Source organism: Sphingobium sp. FW305-3-2-15-F-TSA7, from assembly GCF_058787155.1.
Window position 1 is genome coordinate 40917 of the sequence record NZ_JBYSZM010000041.1, and the last position, 19156, is coordinate 60072.

The 19156-nt window shown below is 65.1% G+C and carries 22 protein-coding genes; 15 read left to right on the top strand and 7 right to left on the bottom strand.

Going from position 1 to position 19156, the window contains the following annotated elements:
- The first annotated feature begins 14 nt into the window (after positions 1–14).
- Positions 15–695, top strand: coding sequence for an HAD-IA family hydrolase (locus tag AC3WN8_RS25725; protein ID WP_492672361.1), 681 nt, complete (start codon positions 15–17; stop codon positions 693–695).
- 31 nt (positions 696–726) lie between these two features.
- Here the strand turns inward: AC3WN8_RS25725 and AC3WN8_RS25730 are convergent, their stop codons facing one another.
- Genes AC3WN8_RS25730 through AC3WN8_RS25745 form a run of 4 tightly spaced genes read right to left on the bottom strand, consistent with a single transcriptional unit; the run spans position 727 to position 3290 of the window.
- The gene (locus tag AC3WN8_RS25730) at positions 727–1731 is read right to left on the bottom strand and encodes a nucleotidyltransferase domain-containing protein (protein ID WP_492672362.1); all 1005 of its coding nucleotides are present in this window, start codon (positions 1729–1731) and stop codon (positions 727–729) included.
- Positions 1728–2594: an HprK-related kinase A gene (locus tag AC3WN8_RS25735; protein WP_492672363.1), complete on the bottom strand. Its 867-nt coding sequence runs from the start codon at positions 2592–2594 to the stop codon at positions 1728–1730. The genes AC3WN8_RS25730 and AC3WN8_RS25735 overlap by 4 nt, the downstream gene beginning before the upstream one ends.
- Entirely contained in the window at positions 2591–2869 is a 279-nt protein-coding gene (locus AC3WN8_RS25740) for an HPr-rel-A system PqqD family peptide chaperone (protein WP_492672364.1), read from the bottom strand. The genes AC3WN8_RS25735 and AC3WN8_RS25740 overlap by 4 nt, the downstream gene beginning before the upstream one ends.
- A 10-nt stretch (positions 2870–2879) precedes the next feature.
- Positions 2880–3290: a hypothetical protein gene (locus tag AC3WN8_RS25745; protein ID WP_492672365.1), complete on the bottom strand. Its 411-nt coding sequence runs from the start codon at positions 3288–3290 to the stop codon at positions 2880–2882.
- A 116-nt stretch (positions 3291–3406) separates the two neighbouring features.
- Here AC3WN8_RS25745 and AC3WN8_RS25750 point away from each other — a divergent pair, with 116 nt between their 5' ends.
- The 7 genes from AC3WN8_RS25750 to phoB all read left to right on the top strand — a co-directional run bounded on the left by AC3WN8_RS25750 (position 3407) and on the right by phoB (position 10787).
- A complete protein-coding gene (locus tag AC3WN8_RS25750; protein ID WP_492672366.1) occupies positions 3407–4612 on the top strand; it encodes an ATP-binding protein in 1206 nt (401 codons plus the stop codon).
- Between the two features lie 134 nt (positions 4613–4746).
- Positions 4747–5790, top strand: a complete 1044-nt coding sequence (locus tag AC3WN8_RS25755; RefSeq protein WP_492672367.1) for a substrate-binding domain-containing protein — start codon at positions 4747–4749, stop codon at positions 5788–5790.
- 128 nt (positions 5791–5918) lie between these two features.
- Positions 5919–7310: a phosphate ABC transporter permease subunit PstC gene (gene pstC, locus AC3WN8_RS25760; RefSeq protein ID WP_492672368.1), complete on the top strand. Its 1392-nt coding sequence runs from the start codon at positions 5919–5921 to the stop codon at positions 7308–7310.
- The gene (gene pstA / locus AC3WN8_RS25765; protein ID WP_492672369.1) at positions 7303–8604 is read left to right on the top strand and encodes a phosphate ABC transporter permease PstA; all 1302 of its coding nucleotides are present in this window, start codon (positions 7303–7305) and stop codon (positions 8602–8604) included. The genes pstC and pstA overlap by 8 nt, the downstream gene beginning before the upstream one ends.
- Positions 8604–9377 (top strand): phosphate ABC transporter ATP-binding protein PstB, encoded by a 774-nt coding sequence (gene pstB, locus AC3WN8_RS25770; protein ID WP_492672370.1) that lies wholly within the window; start codon positions 8604–8606, stop codon positions 9375–9377. The genes pstA and pstB overlap by 1 nt, the downstream gene beginning before the upstream one ends.
- Before the next feature lie 28 nt (positions 9378–9405).
- Entirely contained in the window at positions 9406–10089 is a 684-nt protein-coding gene (gene phoU, locus AC3WN8_RS25775) for a phosphate signaling complex protein PhoU (RefSeq protein ID WP_492672371.1), read from the top strand.
- A 2-nt stretch (positions 10090–10091) separates the two neighbouring features.
- Positions 10092–10787 (top strand): phosphate regulon transcriptional regulator PhoB, encoded by a 696-nt coding sequence (gene phoB / locus AC3WN8_RS25780; RefSeq protein WP_222987988.1) that lies wholly within the window; start codon positions 10092–10094, stop codon positions 10785–10787.
- On the opposite strand, the gene AC3WN8_RS25785 is transcribed toward phoB, so the two are convergent.
- A complete protein-coding gene (locus AC3WN8_RS25785; RefSeq protein ID WP_492672372.1) occupies positions 10760–11692 on the bottom strand; it encodes a LysR family transcriptional regulator in 933 nt (310 codons plus the stop codon). The genes phoB and AC3WN8_RS25785 overlap by 28 nt on opposite strands.
- Before the next feature lie 89 nt (positions 11693–11781).
- On the opposite strand from AC3WN8_RS25785, the gene AC3WN8_RS25790 reads away from it, so the two are divergent.
- The 4 genes from AC3WN8_RS25790 (at position 11782) to AC3WN8_RS25805 (ending at position 15289) form a co-directional block, all read left to right on the top strand.
- Complete coding sequence (locus AC3WN8_RS25790) at positions 11782–12726, top strand: NAD(P)H-binding protein (RefSeq protein ID WP_492672373.1); 945 nt, start codon at positions 11782–11784, stop codon at positions 12724–12726.
- A gap of 142 nt (positions 12727–12868) precedes the next feature.
- Positions 12869–13162: a hypothetical protein gene (locus tag AC3WN8_RS25795; protein ID WP_492672374.1), complete on the top strand. Its 294-nt coding sequence runs from the start codon at positions 12869–12871 to the stop codon at positions 13160–13162.
- Between the two features lie 107 nt (positions 13163–13269).
- Entirely contained in the window at positions 13270–14169 is a 900-nt protein-coding gene (locus AC3WN8_RS25800; protein ID WP_492672375.1) for an SDR family NAD(P)-dependent oxidoreductase, read from the top strand.
- An 82-nt stretch (positions 14170–14251) separates the two neighbouring features.
- Positions 14252–15289, top strand: coding sequence for a hypothetical protein (locus AC3WN8_RS25805; RefSeq protein ID WP_492672376.1), 1038 nt, complete (start codon positions 14252–14254; stop codon positions 15287–15289).
- 111 nt (positions 15290–15400) lie between these two features.
- Here the strand turns inward: AC3WN8_RS25805 and AC3WN8_RS25810 are convergent, their stop codons facing one another.
- Positions 15401–15748, bottom strand: a complete 348-nt coding sequence (locus AC3WN8_RS25810; RefSeq protein WP_492672377.1) for a DUF2794 domain-containing protein — start codon at positions 15746–15748, stop codon at positions 15401–15403.
- Entirely contained in the window at positions 15745–16437 is a 693-nt protein-coding gene (epsC, locus tag AC3WN8_RS25815) for a serine O-acetyltransferase EpsC (protein ID WP_492672378.1), read from the bottom strand. The genes AC3WN8_RS25810 and epsC overlap by 4 nt, the downstream gene beginning before the upstream one ends.
- Positions 16438–16595: 158 nt before the next feature.
- Between epsC and AC3WN8_RS25820 the strand changes: the two genes are divergently transcribed.
- The 3 genes from AC3WN8_RS25820 to AC3WN8_RS25830 all read left to right on the top strand — a co-directional run bounded on the left by AC3WN8_RS25820 (position 16596) and on the right by AC3WN8_RS25830 (position 19043).
- Positions 16596–17378, top strand: coding sequence for a sulfite exporter TauE/SafE family protein (locus tag AC3WN8_RS25820; protein WP_492672379.1), 783 nt, complete (start codon positions 16596–16598; stop codon positions 17376–17378).
- Between the two features lie 60 nt (positions 17379–17438).
- Positions 17439–18353: a hydrogen peroxide-inducible genes activator gene (locus AC3WN8_RS25825; protein ID WP_492672380.1), complete on the top strand. Its 915-nt coding sequence runs from the start codon at positions 17439–17441 to the stop codon at positions 18351–18353.
- A gap of 93 nt (positions 18354–18446) precedes the next feature.
- Positions 18447–19043 (top strand): fasciclin domain-containing protein, encoded by a 597-nt coding sequence (locus AC3WN8_RS25830; RefSeq protein WP_492672381.1) that lies wholly within the window; start codon positions 18447–18449, stop codon positions 19041–19043.
- Positions 19044–19156: the final 113 nt, after the last annotated feature.

Sequence of the window (19156 nt, forward strand, 5' to 3'; positions counted from 1 at the left end):
GCATGGGACGCGCCATGCAAGACAGCTCCGCCGCCTTTCCGTTTCAGCTCGTCGGTTTCGACCTCGACGGGACCCTGCTCGACACCAGCGCGGACCTGACCGGCGCGGTCAATCACGCCCTGGCACTGGCGGGCCGACCGTTGCTCGACGTGGCAACGGTGCGGCCGATGATCGGTGGCGGCGCCAAGCGGATGCTCGAGCACGGCCTCGCGGCGACCGGCGGTTGCGAAGCGGACGAGATGGCGCATCTCTACCGTGCGCTGCTCGATCATTATGAAGCCAATATCTCGGCGGGCAGCTTTGCCTTTCCGGGCATGGTCGAAACGCTCGACGCGCTCGACGCGATGGACGTCAAGGTCGCGGTCTGCACCAACAAGTTCGAACGCCTTGCGGACAAGCTGCTGACCGAACTGGGCCTGCGCGACCGCTTCTTCGCGCTGATCGGCGGCGACACCATGGGCAAGGGCAATGCCAAGCCCTCCGCCGCGCCGATCCACGAGATGATTCGCCGCGCCGGCGGCGGCCGCGCGGCATTCGTCGGCGATTCGATCTACGACGTGATGGCAGCGAAGAATGCCGGCGTGCCGAGCGTCGTGGTGCGCTTCGGCTTTCTCGGCGGCCCTGCGGAAGAGCTCGGCGCCGATGCGATCATCGATCGTTACGAGGATCTGATCCCGACGCTGCGCGGGCTTTAAGGTTAGCCCCTCTCTTCAGGGAAGGGGCTTTTTAGCTCTTGCGCCATTTGGTCCAGAGATGCCGCGCCAACATCAACGGCGGCATGCGCAGCCAGTGCGAGCGGATATAGAAAGCGAGTTGAGTGAACTTGCGCGTCGAGCGCCCCCAACCGTCGCGCGCGAGCAGACGGCGGACGAACCAGCCGTCCAACAGCCCGGCGCGTCCGGCCAGCGCCGGATCGACCGGCGTCGCATAGAGACGCCGGGTCAGGCGCAAGGCGAGCGCGAGATGCCGAGTGAGGCCATGTAGCTGCGCGCGGGCGCCGAGGCGATCCCAGAAGCCGGGCTCAACGCCGAGTTGGCGGAGGAGCCGGTCCTGATCCCACAGGTTCCGCAAACCTCCTGCGAGATCGCCGTCCGCAAAGAGATGCGCGACACCGTGCAGCACCATATCTTCCGGGGAAAAGGTGCGCAGCCCGTCGGTAAGCTCGACGCTGTCCGCCACCATCGCCGCCGCATCCGGCGTAATCCGCGCCGTCAACGGCAATATCGTATGATGGACGTCGATCATCCGGTCGCGCTCGCGATGGATCAGCGGCGGCAGCTCGTGCATATGCTCGCGATAATAGGCATCGTCATAGGGATCGGGTTTCACCCATTCCCAGCCAGCGGCGAGCAGCGCCGCCTCCACTGGACCCAGCGCACCCTGCGGCACCATGATGTCGAGATCGCCGATCGAGCGCCCCACCCCGGCGTCCATCCCGGCGGCGGCATAGGCAGTGCCCTTCATCAGGATCACGGGCAGGTCGAGCGCGGCCAGCGCACGGCGTGCCATTTCCGCCTCCCACAATGCCGAACGGCGCCATTGTTCGGCCGACGCACGGGCATCGGCCAGGATACGCGCAGCGGCGCCGGGCATCGGCTGCCCTTCCAGTCGGAAGGCGAGACTGCCGATCAACTGCTCTGCGCGCGCGGCCGCGATCAGCGCCGTCCAGTCACCCGCATCGAACCGCGCGGTGCTCTCCGGATCGCGCAACGCGTCGGCAAGCGCCTTCATCGTGCCTCTTCCGTCCAGAGCCGTTCGACCTGCGCGACCGCGCTCTCCGTATCGGGATAGTCGATCGCGCGGCCCGGCACGTCGCGTACCAGCGCCGAAAGCGCATCGAAGGCGGGCTCACCCATCGCGACATAATTGGTCGAGGCCTGGGTCAACCGCACAAAACCCTCGCTCGCTCCCACCGGCCGATCCGCCTTGGCGAAGCCATAGCGCGGAAACAGGATCAGTGCGGGCCGTGCGGGCACATCCATTGCCTCCAGCGCGGCCCGGTTGGGGCGCAGATGGCGGATATCGCCCTTGGGCGTACCGCTCAGCAACGGGCCGAAACGATCGGGAGCAACCTCCGCGGTCATCGCCGCGATCGCAGCATTCTTCAGGCTGACCATCCGTGGAAAGGCATGGAGCAACCCGGTTTCGGGATCGAGCAGCGCGAATTCGTCGCCCATGAACCGCCAGCCGCGTTCGCCGAGCAGCGCCGCCAGCGTCGACTTGCCCGCCCCCGAATGGCCGGTCATCAGCAGCGCGCGGCCGTCGCGCTCCACCGCGGACGCATGCAGCAGCAGATAACGGCGCTGGCCGAGCGCCATCTGCAAATTCATGCCCATCTCGGCGGCGAGCAGGCCCTGTGCCAGCGGCAGTGGAGCAGCATCGGGCAGCGTGAAATCGCCATGGATCGCGACGGAGGGGCGCAGGAAGCGGCGCCATGGCCGCTCGGGCTCCAGCCGCACCGTGAAGTCGGCCACGCCATCCTCGAGTTCCGGATAACCGGCATAAAGCGCACGGAGCGCCGCGACCGGCTGCGGCCAGGCGGATCCGATACGGAACCCCACCGGACCGATACGAACGGAGAAGCGATGCATCATGCGCGCTGGACCAGGCCGATCGCTTCGAGCTCGATCAACCGCGCGGCGATCGCCTCGACCGCGCCTTCGGGATCGAAATCATGGCGTGCCGACAGGCGCGCCACGACGCCCTCCGCATCGGTCGGCCCATCCGCCAACATGTCGAGAATCTGGGGAACCGGCTCGGATACGACATGCGTCATGCCCGAAGGACGATGATAGATCAGGTCGAGTGCGTCGAGCGCCACCAGGCACCGTGCCGAGGGCGGATCCGCCCGGTAGACGATGCCCCCCATGACAGGGAAATTAGCGCCGCGGATTCTGCAGCGAGGCGTAGCAGGTGAAGCCGCTCTGGCCCTGCTGAAGACGACGGATATAATTGGTATAGGCCTGGCTGCGCGACGGATCGGTGCCCGGCAGAGAACGGCCGCTGCGCAGCGTCGAACGGACTTCCTCGCCCTTGAACGGACGCGGCGATGGCGGGAACGCGCCCGGCGTATCCGAAGGGACCAGGCTGCCGTCGGGCGCGATATAATTGCCGGCACGTGCCGCATCGGGCACGGGAATCTCGCAATTGAGCACCGAGCCTGCGGTCTGGGCCAATGCAGGGCGGATCGAGACCACGGCCGACGCCGCGACCGCGCCGATCATCAGTGCCTGACGCCGCGAAGCGTTCGGCTTTCCGGTTTCGTCGCTGTCGTCCGGCTGATCCATCATCGCGCCCTTATACCCGCTTATGATTGCATAAACGTAAATCCGCGCCGACGCGACGCCATTAACCATGCCCCGGATTCTGCACACAAGTGTCACGCAAATGGCATAAGGGCACCGCGATGAAGACTTTCGATTCTGCCTGGACCGCTGCCGCCGCGGCAATCGTTGCGATCTCGGCGTTCGTCGGCACCGCGCTCGGTGCCCCATTCGAATCCGTGCTGATCTTCCTGACCGGCGGGATCGGCGCCATCCTGCTTGCCATCTATCCCCGCGCGTCGACCCCTGACACGCCGCCGCCCTCGGCCGAAGGCGCACGCAACGGGTCCAGCGCGAACGAACTGCTCGACGCGCTGACCGATCCGCTGCTGCTGATCCGCGACGGCCGCATCGTCGTGGCCAACAGCGCCGCACTCGCACTGCTCGGCCGCCATATATTGGGCGAGGACGTGCGCACCGCGATCCGCCACCCTGCGGCGTCCGAACATCTCGCTCGTCCACTCGACGGCGGCATCGATCGCGGCATCGAACTGATCGGACTAGGCACGCGCGAACAGCGCTGGCTGATGCGCATCGCCGAACTGGCCGACGGTCGGCGTCTCGTCCATCTGGTCGACCGCAGCCTGGCACATGCCGCCGAGCGCATCCGCGTCGATTTCGTCGCCAATGCCAGCCACGAATTGCGAACACCGCTCGCCGCGATCCTGGGCTTTGCGGAGACATTGGGCGGAGAAGCCGGCGGCGAGGAAGCGACGCGCACCCGTTTCCTCGGCGTGATCATGAAAGAGGCGCAGCGCATGCAGACGCTGGTAGACGATCTGATCTCGCTGTCACGAATCGAGGCGGAAAAGCATCGCGCACCCGATGATGCAATCGATCTGCGCGCGCTGACGGGCGAAGTGACGCGCGTGATTCAGGATCAACCCGCCAGCCGCGACCGCGCGCTCGAAATCGATGCGGCTGGCGCGTTGCCTGCCGTGGCCGGCGATCGGGCGCAGCTGTCGCAGCTTCTCCACAACATCATCGGCAATGCGATCAAATATGGCCGGGCGGGAAGCCCGGTGCGGATCACGCTCGCACCCGCCGATGCGGACATGATCCGGTTGACGGTGGAGGATCAGGGCGACGGCATCGATCCCAAGCACCTGCCCCGCCTGACCGAGCGCTTCTATCGGGTCGATTCGGGCCGCAGTCGCGCCATGGGCGGTACCGGCCTCGGACTGTCGATCGTGAAACATATCATCGAGCGGCATCGCGGCCGTCTCGATATCTCCAGCGTTCCGGGCACGGGAACGACCGTGACCGTGACGCTTCCCGCGGCGTCTTGAAAAGCGCGACGGAGCGCTTTCCCGATCGCACCCCGGGCACTGTCATAAAAGCGTCACCAATGTGCAACAAAAGCCTCAAGAGTCGCTGCTACCGCCGCGCCAGACACAGATTGTTACGCTGTCGGGAGACTCGAATGTTCAGGAAAATCGCCATTTTCGCGCTGCCGCTTGGGCTTGCCGCCTGCGGAGGCGCCGGCGGCGATTCGGCCGGCGCGAGCCGCGACCAGATCAAGGTGGTCGGCTCGTCGACCGTGTACCCCTTCACCAAGGCCGTTGCCGAACAATTCGCGAGCAAGAACGCTCAGTTCAAGGCTCCTGTGGTCGAATCGACCGGCACCGGTTCGGGCATGAAGCTGTTCTGCGCGGGCGTCGGGGTCCAGCATCCCGACATCGAGAATGCATCGCGCCGCATGAAGAAGTCCGAGTTCGAGGACTGCCAGAAGAACGGCGTGAAGGACATTGTCGAGATCCAGATCGGTATCGATGGCCTGGCGCTGATCGAAGCCAATAACGGCCCCGCAATGGCGCTGACCGTCCAGGATATCTACAAGGCGATCGCGGCGACGCCCTATGGCAAGCCGCAGACCGCCAAGACCTGGAAGGACGTGAACCCCGCCCTGCCCGCGATCGCGATCCAGGTGCTTGGCCCGCCGTCCACCTCGGGCACGCGAGATTCGCTCGCCGAGCTGATCCTGGAAAAGGGTTGCGACGCCGATCCGGCAATGAAGGCGCTCAAGGAAGCGGACGCCGACAAGCACAAGACGATCTGCACCAAGGTCCGTGAGGACAAGGTCTATGTCGAGCAGGGCGAGAACGACAATCTCATCGTCCAGAAGCTGACTTCCAATCCCACCGCGATCGGTGTGCTTGGCTACAGCTTCCTCGAAGAGAATCTCAACGCCGTCCGCGGTGTGAAGATCAACGGCATCGCACCGACCTACGAGACGATCGCGGACTTCAGCTATCCGGGCGCGCGCGCCATGTATATCTACGTCAAGGGCGCACACCTGAATGCCGTGCCGGGCCTCAAGGAATTCATCGCCGAATATGCGAGCGCCTGGAACGCCGATGGCTATCTGGCGCGCCGCGGACTGATCGCATCGCCCGACGCGGTTCGCGCCGTCAATGCCGAGACCGCCCGCGCGCTCAAGTTCATGGACGGCAAAGACCTGAAGTGAGCCCGGCTTTAGAGCCTTACCCTGTCATTCCCGCGCAAGCGGGAATCCAGCAGCGCAGGATTGTCCGAATGAAACCGTGTTCCTGGATCCCCGCTTGCGCGGGGATGACACGAAAGGTGCGTGGCTAAGTGTCCACCCTCGCTCTCCTCTTCCTCGTACTGGGCCTCGGGCTGATCGCATGGATCAGCGCGCGGGTGCGTGCGTCGCGCTTCGTGATCGCCGGCCCCGCGTCGCAGCGGCCGCATTCGCTGCCCGCCTATCACGCCTGGTATGTCGGGCTGTGGGTCGCGGTACCCGCCCTGCTCTTCCTTGCGGTCTGGGCGGCGGTGTCACCCGGCCTCGTCACCCAGGCGGTGCTCGCAAGCCCCGCCGCCGCCGAGCTCCCCAGCTTCGGCATGGAGCGTTCGGCGATCCTGGGTGAGGCGCGCGCGCTGGCCGACGGATCGATCGCCGCGGGCTTCAACGCGAAATCGGCAGCGCTTGCGCCTGCTTATGCCCAGGCGCTCGGTTTCTACGGGACGATCGGCGCGGTCGTCGCACTACTGTTGGCCTTTGCGGGCGGCGCTTATGCCTTCACCAAGGTCCGCCCCGATTTCCGGGCGCGCACCCGCGTAGAGCGGCTGGTGATGGGGGCGCTGCTGCTCGCCTCGCTCGTCGCGATCCTGACCACGATCGGTATCGTCGCATCGCTGATCTTCGAATCGGTGCGCTTCTTCTCGATGGTCTCGCCGATCGAATTCCTGTTCGGCACGCAGTGGAGCCCGCAGACCGCGATCCGCGCCGACCAGATCGGGTCGTCGGGCGCATTCGGCGCGGTACCATTGTTCTGGGGCACGATCTTCATCGGTGCGATCATCGCCATGATCGTCGCGATCCCGCTCGGGCTGATGAGCGCGATTTACCTGACCCAATATGCCAAGCCGTCGACGCGGCGCTGGGTGAAGCCGATCCTCGAGATCCTCGCCGGCGTGCCGACCGTGGTCTACGGCTATTTCGCCGCGCTCACCGTGGCGCCGGCGCTCCGCGATCTCGCGGTCGCGATCGGCATCACCAGCGCATCCTCCGAATCCGCGCTCGCCGCCGGCCTGGTGATGGGTGTGATGATCATTCCCTTCGTCTCCTCGATGGCCGATGATTCGATCGCCGCCGTGCCGCAGGCAATGAAGGACGGATCGCTCGCCATGGGCGCCACCTCGTCGGAGACCATCCGCAAGGTGCTGTTGCCCGCCGCCCTTCCCGGCGTGGTCGGCGGCGTGCTGCTCGCCGTCAGCCGCGCGATCGGCGAGACGATGATCGTGGTGATGGCCGCCGGCCTCGCCGCGAACCTCACCGCCAACCCCTTTGCCAGCGTGACGACCGTCACCACCCAGATCGTCCAGTTGCTGACCGGCGATCAGGAGTTCGACAGTGCCAAGACCCTTGCCGCATTCGCGCTCGGCCTTGTGCTGTTCGTGATCACGCTGCTGCTCAACATCGTCGCGCTCCGCGTGGTGAAGAAATACCGGGAAGCTTATGAGTGACAGCCTAGTCGCCCCATCGCCCGTCTCCCCGGCCGAGCCCGCTGCGCGCGCGCCGACCGACTGGAAGACCGACGTGATGCAGACACGCATCCGCAAGCGCTATGCGGCTGAGCGTCGTTTCCGCCTGCTTGGCCTTGGCGCCGTGCTCATCTCGGTCGCCTTCCTCGCCTTCCTGCTGATCACCATGGTCGGCAACGGCGCACGCGGCTTCACCCAGACCGAAGTCAGCCTGCCGATCGATTTCCCGCGCGCCGGCATCGCGGTCGATCCCGCGGCGTTGCATGGTGACGGCGCACGCGCGGCGCTGGCCGCGGTCGACCTGGAAAGCGTGACGGCAAAGGCAGCGACTGCCGCTTTCGGCGCGCAGGGCGCAACGATGATCTCCGACGGCGCCTGGCTGTCGGTGCGCGACGCGATCCAGGACGATCCCTCGATCCTGACGCGCAAGGTCGATGTCCCGGTGCCCGTTTCGACCGGGATCGATCTGGTCGCCAAGGGCCATGGCGAGGATGCGGCAGCACGCGCCGCGCACGACATGCTCGACAAGGCCGGGCGGCTCAGCACCGATTTCAACGTCAACTTCCTGACCGCGTCGGATTCGACCGATCCGATGCGTGTCGGCATCTGGGGTGCGCTCAAGGGCTCGCTGATCACGATGCTGGTGACGCTGTTGCTCGCCTTCCCGATCGGCGTGCTCTCGGCGGTCTATCTGGAGGAATATGCGCCCCGCAACCGCTGGACCGACCTGATCGAGGTCTCGATCAACAATCTGGCGGCGGTGCCTTCGATCATCTTCGGTCTGCTCGGGCTCGCGGTGTTCCTCAATTTCATGCATCTGCCGCGCTCGGCGTCGATCGTCGGCGGCCTGACGCTGGCGCTGATGACGATGCCCGTCATCGTCATCGCCGGGCGCAATGCGATCAAGTCTGTGCCGCCCTCGATCCGCGATGCCGCTTATGGCGTCGGCGCTTCGCCGGTGCAGGTGGTGTTCCACCACGTCCTGCCGCTCGCGCTTCCCGGCATCCTGACCGGTACGATCATCGGCATGGCGCGCGCGCTGGGTGAAACCGCGCCTTTGCTGATGATCGGCATGCGCGCCTTCATCGCGACGCCGCCGGGCGGCATCACCGATCCCGCCACCGTCCTGCCCGTCCAGATCTTCCTCTGGTCGGACGAGGTGAGCCGCGGCTTCGTCGAAAAGACATCGGCCGCCATCATCGTCTTGCTGGTCTTCCTGCTCACCATGAACGGGCTGGCCATCTATCTCCGCAACAGGTTCGAGCGTCGCTGGTAATGGAAAACATGACACAAACTCCCAAGATGACCGCGCGCGACGTCAGCGTGTTCTATGGCGCCAAACAGGCGATCAAATCGGTCTCGATCGATGTCGACATGGCGAACGTCACCGCGTTCATCGGCCCGTCGGGCTGCGGCAAATCGACCTTCCTGCGGACGCTGAACCGCATGAACGACACGATCGCCGGCGCACGTGTCGAGGGGCAGATCGCGCTCGATGGCGAAGATATCTACGCCTCGTCGATGGACGTGGTGCAGCTCCGCGCACGGGTGGGCATGGTGTTCCAGAAACCCAATCCCTTCCCCAAGTCGATCTACGAGAATGTCGCTTATGGCCCGCGCATCCATGGCCTCGCGCCGGGCAAGGCCGATCTCGACCGGATGGTCGAAAGCGCATTGCGCAAGGCCGGCTTGTGGGACGAAGTAAAGGATCGGCTGGCCGAGAGCGGCACCGCCCTGTCGGGCGGCCAGCAGCAGCGTCTGTGCATCGCCCGCGCGATCGCGGTCGATCCCGAGGTCGTGCTGATGGACGAGCCCTGCTCGGCACTCGACCCGATCGCGACCGCCAAGATCGAGGAACTGATCCACGAACTGCGCGGCCGCTACGCGATCGCAATCGTGACGCACAATATGCAGCAGGCCGCGCGCGTCTCGCAGAAGACCGCTTTCTTCCACCTCGGTACGCTTGTCGAATATGGCGACACGTCCGAGATCTTCACCAACCCGCGCGAAGAGCGCACCAAGGATTACATCACCGGCCGCTACGGCTGAGGATCGATCGGGTTTATAAGGACTGGCGATGGGTACCACCGAACATACCGTCAAGGCGTTCGACGAGGATATCGGCGAGCTGCGCGGGCTGATCTCCGAAATGGGCGGCCGCGCCGAAGCCGCGATCGTCGCGGCGATGGACGCGCTGGTCAAAAGCGACACCAATGCCGCGAGCCGCATCGTCGCGGAGGATGCGCGCATCGACGAGATCGAGAGCCAGGTCGAAAAGCTTGCGGTGCGCATCATCGCGCTGCGCGCACCGATGGCCGACGACCTGCGTGAGGTCGTCGCCGCGATCAAGATCGCGGGCGTGATCGAGCGGATCGGCGATTATGCCAAGAATATCGCCAAGCGCGTGCCGCTGATCGAGAGCCGGCGGATGATCGAGCCGATCTCGCTGCTGCCCGCGATGGCGAACACCGCGACCGAGATGGTCCATGACGTGCTCAACGCATTCGGCGCACGCGATTCCGCCGCCGCGCTCCGCGTGATCGAGCGCGACCATGTGGTCGACGATTTCTACAATTCGATCTTCCGCACGCTCGTCACCTTCATGATGGAAAATCCCAAGACCATCGGCGAGGCCGCGCACCTGCTGTTCGTCGCGAAAAATCTCGAGCGCGTCGGCGATCACGCGACCAACGTCGCCGAGATGGTCTATTATGCGGCCACCGGCCAATATCTCGGCGACCGCGCCGCGCGGGAGGTCTGATCATGGCACGTGCAGACATGCTGCTGGTCGAGGACGATGCCGCGCTCGCGGAACTGCTCGTCTATACCTTCCAACGCGAGGATTTCGCGGTCCGTCACACGCCCGATGGCGAGGAAGCGCTGTTGCTCGCACAGGAATCGGCGCCCGATATCGTGCTGCTCGACTGGATGGTCGAGAGCCTGTCGGGAATCGAGGTCTGCCGGCGCCTGCGCCGTGCGCCCGACACCGCCAATGTGCCGATCATCATGCTGACGGCGCGCGGTGAAGAGGAGGATCGCGTGCGCGGACTCGACACCGGCGCCGACGATTATGTGACCAAGCCCTTCTCCCCGCGCGAACTGGTCGCGCGCGTCGGCGCGGTGCTCCGCCGCGTGCGCCCGGCGCTGGCCGGCGAGACGCTGAGCTATGCCGATATCGAGATGGATACGGTCGGCCACAAGGTGAAGCGCGGCGGCGCGGTCGTACCGCTGGGCCCGACCGAATTCCGCCTGCTCAAGCATTTCCTCGAGCATCCCGGCTGGGTGTTCTCGCGCGAAAGGCTGCTCGATTCGGTCTGGGGCCGCGACAGCGAGATCGAGCCACGCACCGTCGACGTCCATATCCGCCGTCTGCGCAAGGCGATCAACCAGGGCGACCGCGCCGACATCATCCGCACCGTCCGCTCGGCGGGTTATGCACTGGATGCCGACGCGGCCTGAACAGATTTAGCTGTAATACCAATTATATAGCGGCGCAGCCCGTCGACCAGCGCATCGAACACCGCGCGGACGCGGGCGACGTTGCGCAGGTCTTCGTGGCAGACGACCCAGGTTTCCAGATCGAATCCGAAGGCGCCGGCAAGCACCGGAACCAGCGCCGGGTCGCGCGTGGCGAGCGCTGACTGGCAGATGCCGATTCCGACGCCGGCACGGATCGCCGCAAGCTGGGCCAGGTCGCTGTCGGAGCGGAAACTGCAATCCTCGATCGCCATCGGCAGGCCGCCGGACTGAAGCGCGCGCAGCACGGGGCTGTCACGCTCGACGCCGATCAGAGCATGCCCACGCATCGCCTCCAGCGTCTCCGGCATGCCGCGCCGTGCGAGATAGTCGCGATGCGCGTGGAGCCCCAGCCGAACCATGCCGACGCGCTGGGCGATCAACGCGGTCTGCGCGGGCGTCACCATCCGCACCGCAATGTCGGCCTCCCGGCGCAAGACATCCTCATTGCGGTTGCTGGGCGACAATTCGATCACCAGCGCGGGATGTTTCGCCTGCAGGCGCGCCAGCATCGGCGGCAACACTTCGACGGCGATCACTTCGCTCGCGCTCACGCGCACGATCCCCGCGACTTCGCGCGCGTCGGACGAGGCGGACCGGACCAGCGCCGCGGCCGCAAGCGCCATCGCGTCGGCATGTCCGCGCAGCGAAAGACCGGTCTCGGTCGGCTGGAGTCCGCCCGGAGAACGCGTGAACAATGCCGTACCGAGCATCGCCTCCAGATCCTCAATGCGCCGCCGCACCGTCGGCTGAGCGACGCCGAGCACACGTGCCGCGCCCGACAGGCTCCCCTCGCGCAGAACCGCGAGAAACGCCCGATACTGCTCCCAATCCGGATCTTGGTTCATCAAATTTATATATATTGGTCGAACATATACGACAATTTCTTTCATGGTCGCCGCGTCGCACATTGGAGCTTCAACCGATGGAGACAATCATGAAAACGGCATTGATCCTGGGTGCGACCGGCGGCGTGGGTGGCGAAATCGCCGCCGCGCTGTCCCGCCACGGCTGGCGGGTCCGCGCAATGGCGCGCCGGTTGCCCACCGAATCGCAGGGCTTCGAATGGGTTCAGGGCGACGCAATGGACAGCCAGGCGGTGCTGCGTGCAGCCGAAGGCGCCGACACGGTCGTCCATGCGGTGAACCCGCCGGGCTATCGCGATTGGGACAGGCTGGTACTGCCAATGCTCGACAACAGCATCGCGGCGGCGCGCACCAATGATGCACGCCTGGCACTGCCCGGCACCATCTATAATTTCGATCCGCGCGACACGCCCCTCGCAAGTCCGGACACGCCGCAACGCCCCGATACGCACAAGGGCGAGATTCGCGTTGCGATGGAACGTCGCATCGCGGACTCGGGCGTTCGCGCGCTCATCCTGCGTGCGGGCGACTTTTTCGGGCCGCGGCCGGGCAATAACTGGTTCTCGCAAGGCCTGATCAAACCCGGCAAACCGATCCGTTCGATCATGAATCCCGCAACGCCGGGCGTCGGCCATGCCTGGGCCTATCTGCCCGATCTCGGCGAGGCGTTCGCGCGACTGCTCGATCGCGACGCGGCCCTGGCGCATCTCGCGCGCCATCATTTCGCGGGCATCTGGGATCCGGACGGAAGCCTGATCGTCCAGGCGATCAGGGCGGCCGCAGGCGATCCGGGGATTCCCGTCCGGCGCATGCCCTGGTCGCTGCTCGCCATTGCCGGGTTCTTCAACGTCTCGTTGCGCGAAACCGCGCGGATGCGTGGTTTCTGGCGGCATCCGCTTGCACTCGACAATGCCAGCCTGATCGATGTTATCGGCGCCGAACCGCATACGCCCCTCGATCGGGCGATCGGAACGACGCTCACGGGGCTGGGCTGCCTGCCCCCGGTCGCCCGTTGATCGGCCAGCCCACGATATGGCGCACCACAGGCGCGACCAGCCGTTCAATGGGCACTCTCGTCCAGGAACCCTGGCGGGTTTCGTTTCGTTGACGTGCTGATGCGGGAACACCGCACCATCCGGGCGGGGCAAGGAGACGAAGATGAGATCCATGTTCCTGATGGCCGCATTTGCATTCAGCACGGCCGCGATCGCGCAACCACCCCCGCCGGCCGATCCCTCCGCGCCGCCGCCAAACGAGGCAATGGCTCCGCCGCCCGACGCCGCGATGCCGCCACCGCCGCCGGCTCCCGCTGGACAGGCCAAGATCGTTCGGCCGTCCCAATCTGTGGAGCAGGCTTTTCCACCGCCGCCGCCAAAGGCCGAATATCCCTGGTGCTCGCGCACCGTGACCGATGGCTGCAAGCAACGCCGTGATCCGGGTTACAGCAAGTAACCCGATCCCCGCCGGCCCCACGCTCCCGAGGGGCCGGCGGTTCCGGCTTCCAATCGTCTCGGCAAAGCTTTAGGTGACGTTCGCGTAAACGTCATTCGGAGCAGGGCATGAGCATCGATTTCAAGGACCGGGTCGCGATCGTCACCGGCGCGGGCGGTGGACTGGGACGCGCTTATGCGCTCGAACTGGCGCGCCGCGGCGCCAAGGTCGTGGTCAACGATCTCGGCGGATCGCGTGACGGCACCGGCCATTCCGATGCCGCGCTACAGGTCGTAGCGGAAATCGAGGCCGCGGGCGGCACGGCGATGTCGAACGGCGGCAGCGTCACCGAATATGAGCAGATGGTCGAAATGGTCGCGAAGACCAAGGAAGCCTGGGGTGGCGTCCATATCCTGATCAACAATGCCGGCATCCTGCGCGACAAGAGCTTCGCCAAGATGGAACCCGAGGATTTCGATCTTGTCGTCAAGGTCCATCTGATCGGATCGGCCAATTGCACCAAGGCCGTGTGGGATACGATGCGCGAACAGGCCTATGGCCGCATCCTGATGACCGCATCGTCGACCGGCCTTTATGGCAATTTCGGTCAGGCCAATTACGGCGCGGCCAAGCTCGGCCTCGCCGGGCTCACCAAGACGCTCTATCTGGAGGGCGCCAAATACAATATCCGCGTCAACACGCTGGCTCCGGTCGCCGGCACCCGGATGACCGCCGATATCTTTCCCGAAGAAGCCTATGCCGCCTTCGCGCCCGAGAATGTCGCGCCGGCAGCCCTGTTCCTCGTATCCGAGGACGCACCGAGCAATGCGATCGTCGGCGCGGGCGCCGGCGTGTTCCAGGCCGCTTATGTCACGCTGACACCCGGCGTGCTGATCCCGCAGGACGAACGTACGCCCGAAGGTGTCGCCGCACGCTGGGCACAGATCACCGACCGGACCGGCGAGACCGTCCCGCAATCGGGTGCCGAGCAATCGATGGCGATCCTGTCGAAACTGCAGGGCAGATAGCCCCCTCCCCGGAGGAAAATAGTGTATTGCTGAGTTAATACAGCAATGCTATCCTCGCCGTTGCAAGGGGAGGAGAAGCCGCATGTATAGTGAGACCGATCTCGAAGCCGCGGTTGCCGCGGGCGTGCTGACGCCCGCGGCCGCAGAAGCGTTTCGCAGCCATGTCGCCGCCGGGCGCGCGACGCCGACCGTCGATGAGGAAAGCTTCCGCCTCCTCACCGGCTTCAACGACATCTTCGTCGCAATCGCGCTCGTGCTGCTGCTCAGTGCGCTGGCCTGGATCGGCGGCGACCGCTCGGCCGGGCTGGCCGGTGCATTAGTTGCCGGGGCCAGCTGGGGCCTGGCCGAATATTTCACCCGGCGCCGCCGCATGGCGCTGCCGAGCATCCTGCTTCTGCTCAGCTTCACGGGTGGTGTCGCCGCGACGATGATCGGCACGCTCGTCGATATGTCACCCGATTTCACCGATCGCACCAACGCATTGATCCTGGCCGGAATCGGCGTGATCACCGCGATCGCCGCCTGGGGTCACTGGCTGCGCTTCCGCGTGCCGATCACGGTCGCCGCAGGCGCCGTCTCGCTCGTCGGCGTCGTCGTGGCACTGGCGCTCGCCGTCAATCAGGACGTCGCACAACATCTCACCTGGCTGGTTCTGGCCGGCGGCATCGCCACCTTCGCCTTCGCCATGTGGTGGGATATGTCCGATCGTACACGCCAGACCCGCCGCTCCGACGTCGCCTTCTGGCTCCATCTCGCCGCGGCGCCGATGATCGCGCATCCGATCTTCCACGCGCTGGGCGTGCTCGACGGCACGATCGGCACGGCCCAGGCCGGCATCGTCATCGCGCTCTACATCATCTTCGCGATGATCTCGCTCACCGTCGATCGCCGCGCCTTGCTGGTCTCTTCGCTTGCCTATGTGCTCTATGCGATGAGTGCGCTGTTCGAGAAATTCGGCGCGGTCAGCCTCAGTGTGGCGCTCACCGGCCTGGTGATCGGATCGGCGCTGCTGATGCTCTCGGCCTTCTGGCATCCGGCGCGTCGCCTCGTCGTGAGCACGCTGCCCGGCGATCTGCGCACCAAGCTGCCGGTGCTCGACCGACCGGCGATCACCGCCTGAACAGCAATCATAAGGGCCGCGCGCCATGACGCGCGGCCCCCCAAAACTTCCCCCCCTGCCCGGGGGATTTTTTTGCGTCGCTTTTTTTGGGGGAGAGGGGAAGCCTCCGACCTAATCCTCGACCAGCTTGAGCAGCTTGCGTTCGACGGGGGCCAACACCGAACTCAGTTCATGCCCGCGCCTCAGCGTCGCTCCCACTTCATTGACCAACGCCCACATGCCCTGGCGATTGCGCAGCGCCGGGCGCTTCTCGATCCGATACTCCGGACGTTCGGCGGTGCGCCGGAACGCAGAGAAAATGGCGGCCTCGCGGCCCAGATCGATCGCATAATCGCGCCAATGCCCGGCGGCGACCATCCGGCCGTACAAATCCAGGATCCGGGTCAGTTCGATGCGATCGAACCCGATCTGCAGCACCGTGCCGCGTGGAGCCGGGAATGGCGTGACGATCGCGCTCATGCGCTTTCGCGTTCACCGTCCGTCTTGGGGGCCTTTTCGGCCAGCATCGCGTCGAGCTGCTTCTGCATCCGCTCGAGCTCGCATTTCAGGATCTCGAGCTTCTGAGTCGCGGGATCGAAGATATCGCTGCACGGCGTGCCATAGGGCACGAATCCCTTCTGATATTCGGTGGCGTCGAGCAAAGTCTGCCGCGCCGGAATGCCGACCATGACCGCGCCTTCGGGCACGTCCTTGGTCACCACCGCATTGGCGCCGACGCGTGCACGTGCGCCGACCGTGATCGGACCAAGCACCTGGGCGCCCGATCCGACGATCGAACCGTCGAGCAATGTCGGATGGCGCTTGCCGGCAATGCCGTTGGCGGGATTGGTGCCGCCCAGCGTCACGCATTGATAGATGGTGACATTGTCGCCGATCACCGCGGTCTCGCCGATCACGGTAAAGCCATGGTCGATGAACAGGTTGCGGCCGATCTGCGCACCGGGATGAATGTCGATCGCGGTCAGGAAACGCGACAGGTGATTGACGAAGCGCGCAACCAGAAACAGTTCGGCTTCGTACAGCCAATGCGCGACACGGTGCAGGCCGATCGCCAGCACCCCCGGATAGAGCAATATCTCCCATCGCGATCGCGGCGCGGGATCGCGCGCCTTGATCGAATCGAGATATGCTTTCAACTCAGCCAGCATCGCGGCCCTCCCTGAACTCGGCATAATCTAGGGATAAAGACGGGACGTTTCAAATCCCGGCTGAAAGCGCTTGTCTAGCCTATTGATAGGGAATCTGTCTTGTCGTCCGCGCAACGCTGGTGCAGCACAGCGCCGCGACGTGAGGGACCGGTAGGCGAATGATCGAACTTATCCAGGAACATTGGCTTTCCATCCTGCCCTTCATTGCGGTCGGTTTCGCGGCACAGATGGTTGATGGCGCACTCGGCATGGCATTCGGCGTGATTTCGTCGACTCTGCTCGTCAGCGTGCTGGGCGTGCCGCCCGCCATCGCGTCGGCGGGCGTCCATCTGGTGGAATGCTGCACCACCGGTGTGTCGGGAATCAGCCACGCCATCCACAAGAACGTCAATTGGAAGCTGTTCTTCCGCCTGTTGATCCCCGGCATGCTCGGCGGCATCGCTGGCGCCTATCTGCTGACCTCGCTCGACGCCGCGATCACACGCCCCTTCGTGATGGCCTATCTCGCCGGGATCGGCATCTATCTGCTCATCCGCGGCCTGCGCTATCCGCCGCGGGCGCATCGCGAACCCAAGATCATCGAGCCGCTCGGCCTGGCCGGCGGTTTCCTCGACGCGGCCGGCGGCGGCGGCTGGGGCCCCGTCGTCACTTCGAACCTGCTTGTCCAGGGTGCGCAGCCGCGCACGACGATCGGCACCGTCAACAGCGTCGAGTTCTTCCTGACGATCACGGTCTCGATCACTTTCCTGATCGGAATCGGCACCGAAGGCTTCTCGCGCGAATTCTGGATGCCGGTGATCGGCCTGCTGATCGGGGGCATCGTCGCAGCACCGTTCGGGGCGATCATCGCCAAGCGCGTCGCCGCCAAGACGCTGCTCGTCATGGTCGGCGTCGTGCTGACCATCACCAGCCTCTACAGCATTTACCGCGTGGTTTTCTGACCGTCTTCAAACAGTCACATATTCGATGATATACCCCGCACTAATCGGACGGGGTAATCAATGTCGACCTATTTGCCGACGCTCAAGCAATTGCAATATCTCGTCGCGTTGCGCGAGCACGGCCATTTCGGCCGCGCGGCGGAGGCATGTTTCGTCACCCAATCGACATTGTCGGCGGGCCTGCGCGAGCTCGAATCGCTGATCGGCATCACATTGGTCGAACGCACGCGCCGCGTCGTCCGCTTCACGCCGCTCGGCGAACGGATCACCGAAAAGGCGATTCGAGTGCTGCGCGAGGCGGAGGAATTGTCGGCAATGGCGCGCGCTGCGGGCAAGCCGCTGTCCGGCGACCTGCGCATGGGCGTGATTCCCACGATCGCCCCTTTCCTTCTTCCCCGTATCCTGCCGCGCATCCGCGCCGACTGGCCCGAACTCAAGCTCTATCTGCGCGAAGAGACCAGTCGCTCGGCGTGCGAATCATTGCACCATGGCCAGGTCGACTGCGTATTGCTGGCGCTACCCTATGCCTGTGGCGACGTCGAATCGGACCCGCTGTTCGACGATCGGCTCTTCATCGCCTTCCCCCATGACGAAGGGGTCGACCTGCCCGAGCGCGTCAAGGCCGACACGATCGACGAAAGCCGGCTGCTGCTGCTCGAGGACGGTCATTGCCTGAAAGATCATGCGCTTGCCGCATGCAACCGCCCCGAGTTGCGCGCCGAGGCATCGATGCTCGGCACCTCGCTCCACACGCTGGTGCAGATGGTCGACAACGGCCTGGGTGTCACGATGCTGCCCCAGATGGCGATGGACGCAGGCATATTGGACGGCACCAATATCGAGGCACGCGCGCTCGATGCCGACTCGCCGGCCCGCCGCATCGCATTGGTCTGGCGCCGCGGTTCGCCCCGCGAGAAGGATTTCCGCCTGTTTGCTGAAGTGCTGCGCGCCGCCAGCACCTCATCGCCCGGTTGAGGCGAATCGACCGAAACCAAATTGCAACACAGGACGATCCTTTGTAGCTAAAGCGCGCGAAAGCGCCCCCTTTCAGCTCAAATGGAGATCATGATGAAGTCAACCAGGAACAGTGTTCTTGTTCTTGCCGCGTCCCTGCTCGGCCTCTCCGCTCCCTTCGCGGTACAGGCCCAGGCCGAGACCGAAGCAGCCGCCCTGCCCAATCCGGTCGTCGGCGGCGCAGAAATGCTCCCCACCAAGACCATCGTCGAAAATGCCTCCGCATCGGCGGATCATTCGACGCTCGTGTCCGCGATCAAGGCCGCCGGTCTCGATGCGGCGCTGTCCGGAGCCGGCCCCTTCACCGTCTTCGCACCGACCAACGAAGCGTTCGACCGGCTCGCTCCGGGTACGATGGACACGTTGAAGAAGCCCGAGAACAAGGCCACCCTTGCCAAGATTCTCAACTACCACGTCATTCCCGGCGCACTCTCCCTCGAGACGCTGGTGAAGCAGGCGAAGGATGCCGGCGGCAGCACCACGCTGACCACCGTCGAAGGCAGCACGCTGACCCTGACCGCCGACGAAAGCGGCGTGGTCAAGCTGACCGACGTCAACGGCAATCCCTCCTATATCGCACAGCCCGACGTCGCCGATTCCAACGGCGTGATCCACGTCGTCAACGGCGTGCTGGTGCCCAAGCTCGGCTGAATCGGGTCATCCTGAGGTTTTTTGCCGCCCGGCGCGCGCTGGGCGGTTTTTTTGCGCTCAGCCCTTGCGCCATCGATCCCGCGCGGCATCGTCGGCCGCCCGCCCCGCCCCCC